Genomic DNA, 15,338 nt, shown 5'->3' with positions numbered 1-15,338 from the left:
CGCACCGCCGAGCGGCGTTATCACCTGATCTACACCCATCACCACATCCTGATGGATGGCTGGAGCAACTCGCAGTTGCTCGGCGAGGTGCTGCAACGTTATGACGGCCAGGCCCTGCCGCGCCCGGCTGGGCGCTATCGGGACTACATTGCCTGGCTGCAAGGCCGCGACGCCCAGGCCAGCGAAACCTTCTGGCTGGCGCAACTGCAACCCCTGGAGGCGCCGACGCGTCTGGCCGAGACCCGTTTCGCGCCGCTGCAATCGGCGCTGGAAAGCAGCCACGCCAGCCACTATCACCACCTGACGCCCGAGCAGACCCAGCGCCTGGGTGAGTTCGCCCGCCAGCAGAAAGTCACCCTCAACACCGTCGTCCAGGCGACCTGGCTGTTGCTGCTGCAGCACTACACCGGACACGCCACCGTGGCCTTCGGCGCCACCGTGTCGGGGCGTCCGAGCGAGCTCAAGGGCGTCGAACAGCAGATCGGCCTGTTCATCAACACCTTGCCGGTCATCGCCAGCCCGCGTCCGGAGCAAGCGCTGAGCGAGCTGCTGCTACAGGTCCAAGGCCAGAACGTGGCCTTGCGCGAGCACGAACATACGCCGCTGTTCGAGATCCAGCGCTGGGCCGGGCAGGGCGGCGACGGTTTGTTCGACACCTTGCTGGTGTTCGAAAACTACCCTGTGTCCCAGGCCCTGCAAGAGCAGGCGCCCTCGGGCTTGAGCTTCGGCAGCGTGGCCAGCCAGGAACAGACTAATTTCCCGTTGACCCTGGCCGTCAATCTAACTGACATCCTGAGCCTGCACTTCACCTATGCCCATGCTGCTTTCCCTACACACACCGTCGAGCGCCTGGCTAAGCAGGTGGCACACGTGCTCGCGCAGATGGTGAGCCTGCCGGCTGGCGGTTGCGTGGGCGACATCCAACTGCTGGATGCGACGACCCGCGACAGGCTGCTGGGCGACTGGAACGCCACGTCGGTGGTGGAACCGCCTCGGCGCCTGGTCCATCAATGGATCGAGGCCCAGGCCCAAAGCAGCCCCGACGCGGTCGCCCTGGTCAGCGAGCAGGAAACGCTCACTTACGCCGAGCTCAATGCCCGGGCCAATCGCCTGGCCCATGGCTTGATCGAACGCGGCATTGGCCCCGATGTCTTGGTGGGCCTGGCGTTGTCGCGCAGCGTGCAGATGGTCGTCGGCTTGCTGGCAGTGCTCAAGGCCGGTGGCGCCTACGTGCCGCTGGACCCGGCCTATCCCCGGGATCGCCTGGCGTACATGGTCGAGGACAGCGGTATCGCCTTGCTGCTCACTGAAACCGAGGTGCTGCCGCTGTTCGGCGACGCTGCCGTGGCCGCGCTGCTGTTGGATCAACCCGGGCAATGGCTGGCCGGCTACAGCGAGCGCGACCCTGGCGTGGTCATCGACGGCGAAAACCTCGCTTATGTGATCTACACCTCCGGCTCCACCGGCAAGCCCAAGGGCGTGACCTTGCGCCATGCCGCCCTGAGCAACCACATGGCGTGGATGCAAGGTTGCTTGAAACTGACGGCCGCCGACCGCGTCCTGCAGAAAACCGCGATCAGCTTCGATGCCTCGGTCTGGGAATTCTGGCTGCCGTTGATGAGCGGCGCGCAACTGGTGCTCGCCAACCCGCACCTGAACCTCGACCTGACCACCCTCTGGGCCGACGTGGCGCGGTGGCGCATCAGCGTGCTGCAAATGGCGCCGTCGCTGTTGCAGGCGTTGCTGCCCGTGGCGACCCGCGAACAGCTGGCCTCCCTGCGCCTGTTGCTGTGCGGTGGCGAAGCCCTCAGCGCGCACCTGTCGCGCCAGGTCATGGCGCTGTTCGAGGGTGAACTGCGCAACCTGTATGGCCCGACCGAAGCGACCATCGACACCAGCAGCCATGCCGTGGTGCGCGACAGCGAGGACGACGCCGAGCGAATCATCGCCATCGGCCGTCCCATCGATAACGTGCGCACCTACGTGCTGGATGCGGCGTTGCAGCCTTGCGCGGTGGGCGCTGTCGGCGAGTTGCACATCGCCGGTGACTCCCTGGCCCGTGGTTACCACCAACGACCGGCACTGTCCGCCGAGCGCTTCATTCCCGATCCGTTCGCCCCCGTTGCGGGCGGTCGCCTGTATCGCACCGGTGACCTGGCGCGTTATGGCGCGGACGGGGTGATCGAGTACCTCGGCCGGATCGACCATCAAGTGAAGATCCGTGGCCTGCGCATCGAACTGGGGGAAATCGAAGCGCGCCTGCAGGCCGATGCCGAGGTGCGCGATGCGGTGGTGCTGGCGCGGGACGACGTGAGCGGACCGAACCTGGTGGCCTATCTGGTCGGCCAGGACGGCTCCCTGGATTCGGCCAGCCTGGGCGACCGACTCAAGGCGCGACTGGCGGCCCAGGTGCCGGACTTCATGGTGCCGACCCATTGGGTCTTCCTCGACCGCTTGCCGCTGACCCCCAACGGCAAGCTCGATCGCAAGGCCTTGCCGGCACCGGGCACCCGTGCCCTGCAACCGGCTTACCTGGCGCCCCGGAGCGACCTGGAATGCCGGGTCGCGGCGATCTGGCAAGACGTGCTCAAGGTCGAGCAGGTCGGGCTGGGCGACGACTTCTTCGAGCTGGGCGGGCATTCGCTGCTGGTGGTGAGCGTGGTCTCGCGCCTGCAACTGGAACTGGGCCTGACCTTGACCCCGCAACTGATTTTCCAATTCCCGGTACTCGGCGCGTTCGTGGCGCAACTCGAGCCTGCCGGCGAACCCATGAGTACGTCGAAATTGAGCAAGCTTGAAGCGCTGCTCGATGAATTTGAGGAGGTTTGATGGACACCGCTGTCGCACAACGTATTGCCAGGCGCTTCATAACGCTGCCGCTGGAAAAACGTCGCTTGTACTTGCAGAAAATGCTCGAAGAGAACGTTTCCCCGGCGAACCTGCCCATTGCGCCTGTCAGTGCCGAGTTCGACACGTTGTCGCTGTCGTTTGCCCAGGAACGCCAATGGTTCCTCTGGCAGTTGGACCCCGAGAGCGCGGCTTATCACATGCCCACGGCCCTGCGCTTGCGCGGGCCGCTGGACATCGCTGCGCTGGAGCAAAGTTTCACGGCGTTGGTGGCGCGTCACGAGAGCCTGCGCACCACCTTCCAGATCCATGGCGAGCAGGTCGTGCAGCACGTGCACGCGGCGGCGCCGGTGCGTTTGCAGGCCGACGCCCTGGAACCATTGCCGGACGAGACGCAGCTGCGCCGGTTGATCGAAGCAGAAACTCGCCAGCTCTTCGACCTGCAACAGGGGCCGCTGCTGCGTACGCGCCTGCTGCGGTTGGCGGCGGATGATCACGTGTTGATCGTGACCTTGCACCACATCGTTGCCGATGGCTGGTCGATGCAGGTGATGGTCGAGGAATTGGTCAACGGCTACGCCGCCTTCAGCCAGGGCCGCGCGCTGGAACTACCGGCGCTGCCGATCCAGTACACCGACTACGCCATCTGGCAGCGGCACTGGATGGAAGCGGGCGAGCGCGAACGCCAGTTGGAATACTGGACCGCACGCTTGGGGGGCCAGCAACCGGTGCTGGAACTGCCGACCGATTTCCCCCGTCCGGCGGTGATGAGCTATCGCGGCGCGCGACTGGAGCTCGCCATCGACGGGGTACTGGCCGGCGACCTCAAGCACATGGCCCAGCGTGAGGGCGTCAGCCTGTTCATGATTTTGCTGGCCTCGTTCCAAGCGCTGCTGCATCGCTACAGCGGCCAGAACGACATCCGCGTCGGCGTGCCGACGGCCAACCGCAACCGGGTCGAGACCGAGCGCCTGATCGGCTTTTTCGTCAATACCCAGGTGCAGGGCAGCGATGTGCAGAGCGAGGATGCGTTTGGCGCCTTGCTGCAACAAGTGAAACAGACAGCCCTGGGCGCCCAGGCTCACCAGGAGCTGCCGTTCGAACAATTGGTCGAAGCGTTGCAGCCTGAGCGCAACCTGAGCCACAGCCCGCTGTTCCAAGTGATGTTCAACCACCGGACCCAAGGCCCGGCGGGCGAGGGGCCGGTCGGTGCGTTGAAAGTCGAGGGGCTGAGCTGGGATTCTCACACGGCACAATTCGACCTGACCCTGGAAACCGTCGAGCATGGCGAAGGCCTTTCGGCTGCACTGATCTATGCCACCGACCTGTTTGGCGCCGAGACGATTGCGCGCATGGCCGGGCATTGGCAGAACCTGTTGCGGGCCATCGTGGCCGACCCGGCGCAGCGCATCGGTGAATTGCCATTGCTCGACGCAGCCGAGCGCCAGGCCCTGCTCGACGACGGCCAGCGCACCGCGGTGCCGGCGCCCGAGGCGGGTTTTGTCCACCAACTATTCGAGCGACAAGCGGCGCGCACCCCGGACGCCCCGGCGCTGGTGATCGACGGCGAGCGCTGGAGCTACGGCCAACTCAATGCCCGGGCCAATCAACTGGCGGGGAAACTGCAGAGCCTCGGCGTGACTTCCGATGTCCTGGTGGGCATTGCCGTGGAGCGCAGCGCGCACATGCTGGTGGGCCTGCTGGCGATCCTCAAGGCCGGCGGCGCCTACTTGCCGCTGGACCCGGCGTTCCCCCAGGACCGCCTGGCATACATGATCGAAGACAGCGGCATCGAGCTGCTGCTGACCCAACGCTCGTTGCTCAACCAATTCTCGGCATCCTGTGGGAGCGAGCCTGCTCGCGAAGGCGGTGGTTCAGTCGATGGCGATGGTGGGTGTGCCGACGCTATCGCGAGCAGGCTCGCTCCCACAGGGGCGGGGGTTGGCGTTAAGACATTGGTGTTGGATCAGGAGGGTGACTGGCTCGACGGTTATGCCTGTGAGGCGCCCGTGACGCGCCTGGATGCGGAACACCTGGCCTACGCGATCTACACCTCCGGCTCCACCGGCAAGCCCAAGGGCGTCATGGTGCGCCACGGCGCGCTGACCAACTTCGTCGCGAGCATGGCCAAGGCACCGGGCATGACGGCCCAGGATCGGGCGTTGTCGTTGACCACGTTCTCGTTCGATATTTTCGGCCTGGAAATCTACGTGCCGCTGATGGTCGGCGCATGCATCGTGCTGACCGGCCAACACGTCGCCCAGGACCCGTACGCGGTGTTGGCATTGATCGCGGCCGAGCAGGTCAATGTGCTGCAGGCCACGCCGTCGACCTGGCGCATGTTGCTGGACAATGAAAACGCCCAGGGTCTGCGCGGCTGCAAATGCCTGTGCGGGGGCGAGGCGTTGCCCCGGGAACTGGCCGTGCGCATGCTCGCCCTCGGCGGTGAAGTGTGGAACCTCTACGGCCCGACGGAAACCACCATCTGGTCGGCCTTGCACCCGTTGCAAACCCAGGCCGCGCAACCGTGGCTCGGCGGGCCCATCGACAACACCACGCTGTACATCGTCGGTGCCGACCTGATGCCGGTGCCTTATGGCGTGGCCGGGGAATTGCTGATCGGCGGCCAGGGCCTGGCCCGTGGTTATTTCCAGCGCCCGGCGCTGACCGCCGAACGCTTCGTGCCCCATCCGTTTGTCGCCGGCGAGCGTCTGTATCGCACCGGTGACCTGGCGCGCCAGCGTGCCGACGGGATCCTTGAATACCTCGGGCGCATCGACCATCAAGTGAAGATCCGCGGCTTTCGCATCGAGCTGGGAGAGATCGAGGCACGTCTGCTGGAACAGGACAGCGTGCGCGAAGCGGCGGTGCTGGCCCAGGACGCGCCGGGCGGCCAGGCGTTGGTGGCGTACATCGTGCCGAGCGCTGAATTGAGTGACCTGGACGCCACCGCCCAGAGCGGCCTGCGCGACAGCCTCACCACACGGCTCAAGGTCAACCTGCCCGACTACATGGTGCCGTCCCACGTGGTGCTGTTGCCGCGCTTCCCGCTGACGCCCAACGGCAAGCTGGATCGCAAGCAATTGCCCAAGCCCGATGCCAGCCAATGGCAGAAAACCTATGTCGCGCCGCAGACGCCCACGCAGCAGGCGGTGGCGACGATCTGGGCCGATATCCTCAAGGTCCAGCGGGTCGGCCTGGACGACAGTTTCTTTGAACTGGGTGGCCACTCCTTGCTGGCGACCCAGGTGATGTCACGGATTCGCCAGCAACTGAATATTCAGGTGCCGTTGCGCCTGTTGTTCGCCCATCACAGCCTGCGGGCGTTTGTCGAGGCCATGGGCACGGCATCGGCGCACGATGAAGCGAGCATCCCACGCATTGCTCGCGACCAGCCGCTGGCGCTCTCTTTTGCCCAGCAACGACAGTGGTTCCTCTGGCAACTGGAACCCACCAGCAGCGCCTATCACATTCCCGTAGCGCTGCGTTTGCGCGGTGCCCTCGACCGTGCCGCGCTGCAACAGAGCTTCGATGCGCTGGTGGCGCGTCATGAGAGCCTGCGGACCCGCTTCTTGCTCGACAACGAGCGCCCCCTGCAAGTGATCGACGAACCGGCGCCGCTGGCCCTGGCGGTCGAATCAATCGACGCCACTGTCGATGACCAGGCCTTGCGCGGTTTGATCGAAGCCGAAACCCGGCAGTTGTTCGATTTGCAGCGCGGTCCGTTGCTGCGGGTCAAGTGGCTGCAATTGGGGGCTGATGACCATGTGCTGATCCTGACCCAGCACCACATCGTCTCCGATGCCTGGTCGATGCAGATCATGGTCGACGACCTGCTGCAGTTGTACGCAGGTTTCAGCCAGGGCCAGGCCGTGGAGCTGGCGCCGCTGCCGATCCAGTACGCCGACTACGCGCACTGGCAGCGGCGATGGCTGGCGGCGGGGGAGCAGCAGCGTCAACTCGACTACTGGATTGAGCAGTTGGGCGGCGAGCAACCGATTCTCGAACTGCCGACCGACCATCCGCGCCCGGCCCAGCAAAGTTATCGCGGCGCGCGGCTGCCCATCGTCATCGAACCGGCGTTGGCCGAAGCCCTCAAGCGCCTGGCCCAGCAGCACAACAGCACGCTGTTCATGCTCTTGCTCGCCGGCTTGCAGACCTTGTTGCACCGCTACAGCGGCCAGGACGACATCCGCGTCGGCGTGCCGATCGCCAACCGCAACCGGGTGGAAACCGAGCGCCTGCTGGGCTTCTTCGTCAACACCCAGGTGCTCAAGGCCGACATCGACGGCAACCTGCGATTCGACCAGTTGCTCGATCAGGTCAAGCAACGCGCATTGGGGGCCCAGGCCCACCAGGACCTGCCATTCGAACAACTGGTGGAACGGCTGGAGCCAGCGCGCAACCTGAGCCACACGCCGCTGTTCCAAGTGATGTTCAACCATGCCAGCGATGCCCGCCGGGATCTGTCGGCGTTGCCGGGCCTGAGCCTGGAGCCACTGACCTGGGATGCAGGCACCGCCCAGTTCGACCTGACCCTGGACACCTTCGAATACGCCGATGGCCTCAGCGCCGCGCTGACCTATGCCAGCGACTTGTTTGAGCCGAGCACCATCGCCCGCCTCGGCGAGCACTGGCTGAACCTGTTGCGCGCCATCGTCGCCAATCCGACCCAGCGCATCGCCGAACTGCCGATGCTGGACGGGGCGCAGCGGCGCCTGATCGTCGAGGACTGGAACCGCACCTTCGCCGATTACCCGAACCATCTCCCGGTGCATCAGTTGATCGAAGCCCAGGTCGAGCGTGACCCCCACGCCGAGGCGCTGGTGTTCGAAGGGCAGTCGCTGAGCTATGCCCAGCTCAACGCCCGCGCCAACCCGTTGGCCCACGCCTTGATCGCCCGCGGCGTCGGCCCGGATGTGCTGGTGGGCATCTCGGTGCAGCGCAGCGTGGAAATGGTCGTTGGCCTGCTGGCGATCCTCAAGGCCGGCGGCGCCTACGTGCCGCTGGACCCGGATTACCCGCCGGAGCGCCTGGCCTACATGATCGAGGACAGTGGCATCGAGCTGCTGCTGATCCAGAGCTCATTGCTCAATCAATTCTGTGGGAGCGAGCCTGCTCGCGATAGCGGCCTGACAGTCGATATTGATGTTGAATGTGATGGCCTCTTCGCGAGCAGGCTCGCTCCCACAGAGGGTGGTGTCACCACGCTGGTGCTGGATGGGGATGACGATTGGTTGCGCGACAACCCCACCGACAATCCGCCTGCCCGGGTCGTCGCCGAGAACCTGGCTTATGTGATCTACACCTCTGGCTCCACCGGCAAGCCCAAGGGCGCCGGCAACAGCCATGGCGCGCTGACCAACCGCTTGTGCTGGATGCAACAGGCCTATGGCCTGGGCGCTGGTGACAGCGTCCTGCAGAAGACGCCGTTCAGTTTCGACGTGTCGGTCTGGGAGTTCTTCTGGCCGTTGATGACCGGCGTACGCCTGGTCGTCGCGGCACCGGGCGATCATCGTGACCCGCAAAAACTGGTCAGCCTGATCGAACGGGAAACCATCACCACCCTGCATTTCGTGCCGTCGATGCTGCAAGCGTTCGTGCTCGACGCCAACGTCAGCCGTTGCACCAGCCTGTCTCGCATCGTCTGCAGCGGCGAAGCCCTGCCGGTGGATGCCCAGCAGCAGGTGTTCGCCAAGTTGCCCAATGCCCGGCTGTATAACCTCTACGGTCCGACCGAAGCGGCCATCGACGTGACCCATTGGACCTGCCGCGACGAAGGGCGCGATGCAGTGCCCATTGGCGAGCCGATTGCCAACCTGATGACCTACATCCTCGACGATGAGCTGAACCCGGTTCCGAGCGGCGTCAACGGCGAGCTGTACCTCAGCGGCCAGGGCCTGGCCCGCGGTTATCACCGTCGTCCCGAACTGACCGCCGAGCGTTTCGTCGCCAGCCCGTTCGTGGCCGGCGAGCGGCTGTACCGCACCGGCGACCTGGCGCGCTATCGCCCGGACGGGGTGATCGACTACATCGGTCGGATCGACCATCAGGTGAAAATCCGTGGGTTCCGTATCGAGTTGGGGGAAATCGAAGCACGTCTGCTCGAACACGGTGCGGTGCGCGAAGCGGTGGTAGTGGCCCAGGACAGCCGCAGCGGCAAGGTGCTGAGCGGCTACGTGGTCGCCCAGGCCGAGGCAACCGGCAATTGGTCGCAATTGCGTGAAGCGCTCCTGGGCCATTTGCGCCTGAGCCTGCCGGAACACATGGTGCCGACGCACCTGACCCGCCTGGAACACATGCCACTGAGCCCGAACGGCAAGCTCGACCGCAAGGCGCTACCGGCGCCGGACCTGGCCGAGCGCCAAGAGGCGTTCACCGCACCGGTCAACGCCATCGAGCGGGCGCTGGTGGAGATCTGGCAAGGGGTGCTCGGCGCCGAGCGGGTGGGCACCGCCGACAACTTCTTCGCCCTGGGCGGCGACTCGATCAACTCGATCCAGGTGGTCAGCCGGGCGCGTGCCCAAGGCATCGGCCTGACCCCCAAGGATCTGTTCCTGCACCAGAATATCCAGGCCCTGGCGCGGGTCGCCACCGCCACTGACGAAGGGCTGATCGACCAGGGGCCGGTCACCGGCGACAGCCTGCTGGTGCCGATGCAGCACTGGTTCTTCGCCAGTGATATCCCGCATCGCGACCACTGGAACCAATCGGTCCTGCTGACCCCGCGCGAACCGCTGGACATCGCGCACCTGCAACAGGCCCTCGCTCACGTGGTGGCCCATCACGATGCCCTGCGCCTGCGGTTCACCCAGGCCGACGATGGCCGTTGGCACGCTAGCCACCAGGCCATGGATGAGCAGCCCCTGGAGATCTGGCAGCGCACTGCGCAGGATGCCAGCGAGATCGTCGCCATCGCCGACCAGGCGCAACGCAGCCTCGACCTGCAACACGGCCCATTGCTGCGTTGCAGCCTGATCGCGGTGCAGGACGGCAGTGCGCGCCTGCACCTGGCGATTCATCACCTGGTCATGGACGGCGTGTCGTGGCGGGTGCTGCTGGAAGACCTGCAAAACGTATATCGCCTATTGCGGGCGAACCAGGCGCTGGCCTTGCCGGGCAAGTCCACGGCGTTCAAGGCCTGGGCCGCGCGGTTGCAGGACTACGCCCACAGCGAAACCCTGAACAAGGAACTGGATTACTGGGTCGGGCAACTGGACCAGCCCTTGCCGCCGTTGCCACGGGCCCGTCCCGAGGGCAGCCAGGCCGCGGCCCATGGCCGTTCGGTGAGCACGCGCCTGGATGCCAAGCAGACCCAGCGTTTGCTCAAGCAAGCGCCGACGGCCTATCGCACCCAGGTCAACGATTTGCTGCTCAGTGCATTGGCGCAAGTGGTCTGCCAATGGACCGGGCAACCGGCCTGCCTGGTGCAACTCGAAGGCCATGGCCGCGAAGAGCTGTTCGAGGGCGTCGACCTGAGTCGCACCGTCGGTTGGTTCACCAGCCTGTTCCCGGTGTTGCTGACGCCGGCGAGCGACCCGGCCGAATCGATCAAGCGGATCAAGGAACAACTGCGCGCAGTGCCGAACAAGGGCTTGGGCTATGGCGTGCTGCGTTACCTGGGTGCCGAAGCGGTCCAGCAACGGCTGGCAAAACTGCCGCCAGCGCGCATCACCTTCAACTACCTGGGGCAGTTCGACCAAAGCTTCGATGAGCAGGCGCTGTTCGTCCCGAGTGAGGAGGGCAGTGGCGCAGGGCACGGCGACGACGTGGCGCTGGGCAACTGGCTGACCCTCGACGGGCGGATTTTCAACGGCCAGTTGTCCCTCGATTGGACCTTCAGTGGCGATGTCTTCGACGAGGCCACGCTCCAGCAATTGGCCGATGCCTACGCCGTGGCGTTGCAGCAACTGATCGACCACTGCTGCACCGACGGGCACCTGGGCCTGACACCTTCCGACTTCCCGCTGGCGCGCCTGAGCCAGGCGCAACTCAACGGCCTGCCGGTGCCGGTGGCGCAGGTGGAGGACATCTACCCACTGTCGCCGATGCAGGACGGCATGCTGTTCCATACCCTGGCCGACGACAGCTCCGGCTTGTACATCAACCAGATCTGCCTGCCGGTGCATGGCCTGGACACCGAGCGTTTTGCCCGGGCCTGGACCTCGGTGATCGAGCGCGAGGACATCCTGCGCACCAGTTTCCACTGGCAGGATGGCTTGAGCGCGCCGGTGCAAATCGTCCATCGCCAGGTTGAATTGCCGCTGCAGGTCGAAGACTGGCGTGGACAGGACATCAGCGAGCAGGCGATCAGCGCCCGGGCGACCGCCGACTACCTGGCCGGTTTCGACTTGAGCCGCGCGCCCCTGCAACGGGTGCTGTTGCTGCGCCTGGAAGATGATCGCTACCAGATGATCTGGACCTGCCACCACATCCTCATGGATGGCTGGAGCAGTTCGCGGTTGTTCGGTGAAGTGCTGCAATTCTACGCCCACGGGCAGGTGCCCAACCGCAATGGTCGCTATCGCGAGTTCATCGAATGGCTGCAACGCCAGGACCAGGGTGCGCTGGAACGCTTCTGGCGCAGCCGTCTCGATACCCTGGAGCAGGCGACCTCCCTCAACCAGGCGATGTTCCCGCGTCACGCCGAGGCACTGCCGGGGCACGAGGCGTTGTATTCGCGCTGGGACGTGACGCAGACCGCTCGCCTGCAACAGGCCTGCCGCGCCTTGCAGATCACCCCCAATACCTTGATCCAAGGGGCGTGGCTGCTGTTGCTGCAACGCTTTACCGGGCAGGACACCGTGGTTTTCGGCGCCACCGTCGCCGGGCGTCCGGCGGGGCTGGTCAACGCCGATAACATTCTCGGCCTGTTCATCAACACCTTGCCGGTGATCCAGACCCTGGATCCCGAGCAGCCGCTGGATCAATGGCTGCAACAGTTGCAGGCCTACAACCTGGACCTGCGTGAGCATTCCCATGCGCCACTGGCGGACATCCAGCGCTGGTCGGGCCTGGGCGGGCAAGGCTTGTTCGACAGCATCATCGTGTTCGAGAACTACCCCATCGACGAACGCCTGGGCGAGCAGCAGGACACCGGCCTGAGCTTCGGCGAGTCGCGCAACCATGACGTGACCAACTTCCCGATGGACCTGGCGGTCAACCTGGGCGAAACGCTGTCCATCGAGTACCTGTTCCTGCGTAACGCCTTCAGTGTCGAAGCGGTGGAACGCATCCGCCGGACGATGGAAGACACCCTGGAAGCGATGGTCCACGCACCCCACGCGTGCCTGGGCAATTTGCAGCGCTTGTCGGTGGAACAATGGCAGGCCTTCGAACAATGGAGCGCGGCGCCGAACGGCTGCTATCAGCCGCAGCTGTTGCCGGAGCTGATTGGCCGGCATGCCCAGTCGCGACCGCAGGCCACGGCGCTGGTGTGTGGCGACGATTCGTTGAGTTACGGCGAACTGGAGCGCCGGGCCAACCGCCTGGCCCACCGCTTGATCGAACTCGGCGCCGGCCCGGAAGTGGTGGTCGGCGTGGCCCTGGAGCGTTCGGTGGACATGGTCGTGGCGCTGCTGGCAGTGATGAAAAGCGGCGCGGCGTATGTGCCGCTGGACATCGATTATCCACCCGAGCGCCTGGCGTTCATGATCGAAGATTCGGCCATGGCGCTGTTGCTGACCCACAGCCGGGTACAGGGGCGCTTGCCGGATCTCGACGGTTTGCCGCGCCTGGCCATCGACGGTTTCGACAGTCGTGGCTACAGCGACTTGCCGCCGCGCAGCGGTTTGCTCGGCGGCAACCTGGCCTACCTGATCTACACCTCGGGTTCCACCGGTCGACCCAAGGGTGTCGCCGTGGCGCACGGGCCGATGAGCATGCACTGCCAGGCCATCGCCGGGCTGTATGACATGGACGAGGACACTCGTGAGCTGCACTTCATGTCGTTCGCCTTCGACGGTGCCCATGAACGCTGGTTGAGCACGTTGTTCAGTGGCGGCACCCTGGTGATTCGCGACGGCGCACTGTGGACACCGGAGCAGACCTTCGACGCCTTGCACCGCCATGGCATTACCATCGCCTGCTTCCCGCCGGCCTACCTCAAGCAACTGGCCGAATACGCCGCCAACAGCCAACTGGCGCCACCGCAGGTGCGGGTGTACTGCTTCGGCGGCGATGCGGTGCCGGACCAGACCTTCGAGCAAGTGAAGGCGGCGCTGCGTCCGCAATTCTTCACCAACGGCTACGGCCCGACGGAAACCGTGGTCACACCCATGTTGTGGAAGGTGCCGGCCAGCCAACGTTGCGAGGCCGCCTACGCGCCGATCGGGCGGGCGGTGGGCGAGCGCGCCTTGTATGTGCTCGACGACCACCTCAACCCGTTGCCACCGGGCATCGCCGGCGAGTTGTACATCGGTGGCGCGGGCATCGCCCGTGGTTATCATCGTCGCCCGGACCTGAGTGCCGAGCGCTTCGTGCCGGACCCATTCGGCCAGCCGGGCGATCGCCTGTACCGCAGCGGCGACCTGGTGCGCCAGCGCGCCGACGGCGTGCTCGATTACGTCGGGCGTATCGACCACCAGATCAAGGTGCGGGGCTTCCGCATCGAACTGGGGGAAGTCGAGGCCAGCCTGCGGCAACTGGACGATGTCAGCGATGCGTTGGTGATCGCCCGTGACAGCGCCTCGGGCAAGCAACTGATCGGCTACGTGGTCACCCCCGATGGCGTGGCCATCGGCGATCGGCTCAAGGCCGAGCTGCGGGTGCAATTGCCGGACTACATGGTGCCGGCCCAGGTGATCTGCCTGGAGGCGTTGCCGGTCACGCCAAACGGCAAGCTCGATCGCCAGGCCCTGCCGGAGCCGGAGTTCAAGGGCAGCGAGTATGTGCCGGGGCGCAACCGCGACGAGCAACTGTTGGCCAAGGTTTGGGCTGAGGTGTTGCAAGTCGAGCGGGTGGGCATCACCGACAATTTCTTCGAGTTGGGCGGTGACTCGATCCTCAGCCTGCAAGTGGTTTCGCGGGTGCGCAACCATGGCGAGCTGAAGATGGAGCTCAAGCTGCGGGACCTGATGCGCGGCCAGACCATCGAGGCGATTTTCGACCAACGTTCGAACACGCGCGCCGTGACGGCCGAGGATATGACCCAGGTGGCCGCCGAAGGGCAGTTCAACCTGATTCCGATCCAGCAGTGGTGGTTCGACCAGCGCATGAGCGAACCCCATCACTACAACCAGGCACTGATGCTGCGGGCCCGCCAAGGGTTGAACCTGACGGCGTTGGAATTGGCGTTGCGCGGCATGATGCAGCAGCACGACGCCTTGCGCCTGCGCTTCAGCGAAGCCGGCGGACGTCACCTGCAGCATTACCAGGCGCTGGAAGACATGCAGGCGCAGTGGGCCAGCGAACCCTTGCTGTGGCAGCACAGCGTGGCCGATGAGGCTGAACTGGAGTTGTACGCCGAACAGGTGCAACGCAGCCTCGATCTGCACAACGGCCCGGTGTGGCGCACCGCGCACGTGACCTTGGGCAACGGTGAAATCCGCGTGTTGATGGTCATTCATCACCTGGTCATCGACACGGTGTCGTGGCGTTTGCTGCTGCAGGATTTGCAGACCGCTTATACGGCCTACAGTGAGGGCCAGGCACCGAACCTGCCGATTCGCACCAGCAGCTACCGGGCCTGGGCCGAGGGCCTGCAAGCCTATGCGCTGGATTATCCGGCGCAGGAAAAAGCCTGGTGGCTGGAACAGATTGACCAGCCGGGCAGCGAGTTGCCGTGTGACAACCTGCGGGGCAAGAACCAGGTGCAGTACCAGTCGGTGGCGCATTTGAGCTTGTCGGAGCAGCACACCCAGCAGTTGCTCAAACAAGTGCCGGCGGTCTACCAGACGCAGATCAACGACGTGTTGCTGGCGGCGCTGAGTCGGGTGTTGTGCCGTTGGAGCCAGCAGCCTTCGGTGCTGATCCAGTTGGAGGGGCATGGTCGCGAGGACTTGGTCAAGGACATCGACCTGAGCCGCAGCCTGGGCTGGTTCACCAGCATGTTCCCGGTGCGACTGGCCCCGAACCCTGAAGCCGATATCGGCACGTCGGTGCGGGCGGTGCAGCGGCAGTTGGCCGCGGTGCCGAACAAGGGCTTGGGCTACGGCGTGTTGCGCTACATGAGCGGCGAGCCGCTGGCCGCCACCTTGGGGCGTGCGCCCCAGGCCCGGGTGACGTTCAACTACCTGGGGCAGTTCGACCAGAGCTTCGACGACAAGGCATTGCTGGTGCCGGCGGCGGAAAGCTACGGCAGTTGCTACAGCCCCCATGCCGCGCTGGGCAACTGGCTGGAAGTGGTGGGGCAGGTGTATGACGGGCGCCTGGCGCTGCGTTGCATCTTCAGCACCCGCCGCTACCGTGCCGAGACTGTCGAGGGCTTGATGCGTGCTTACCAGGAGGAACTGGAAGCGTTGATCGAGCACTGCGTGGCGCAGGCGGCTTAA

2 protein-coding genes (1 of these 2 cut by a window edge) are annotated in these 15,338 nt (G+C 65.2%); both read left to right on the top strand.

The genetic code is table 11. From position 1 onward, the window contains the following. On the top strand, positions 1-2,829 hold the end of the coding sequence (locus HU715_RS14075; RefSeq protein ID WP_217884315.1) for a non-ribosomal peptide synthase/polyketide synthase. It extends 8,262 nt beyond the left edge of the window; the window shows 2,829 of its 11,091 coding nt (coding positions 8,263-11,091); its start codon lies off the left edge, out of view; it ends in the stop codon at positions 2,827-2,829. Then, positions 2,829-15,338: a non-ribosomal peptide synthase/polyketide synthase gene (locus HU715_RS14070; RefSeq protein WP_186710697.1), complete on the top strand. Its 12,510-nt coding sequence runs from the start codon at positions 2,829-2,831 to the stop codon at positions 15,336-15,338. Before HU715_RS14075 ends, HU715_RS14070 begins: the two co-directional genes overlap by 1 nt.

It is taken from the genome of Pseudomonas zanjanensis (assembly GCF_014268745.2).
GTDB lineage: Bacteria > Pseudomonadota > Gammaproteobacteria > Pseudomonadales > Pseudomonadaceae > Aquipseudomonas > Aquipseudomonas zanjanensis.
Note: the sequence above shows the minus strand (reverse complement) of the source record. Positions and strands in the feature narration are given on the sequence as shown.

Bases quoted from the DNA above. Each gene is read 5' to 3' on its own strand.
- HU715_RS14070 (WP_186710697.1), top strand. From the start codon at position 2,829: ATGGACACCGCTGTCGCACAACGTATTGCCAGGCGCTTCATAACGCTG.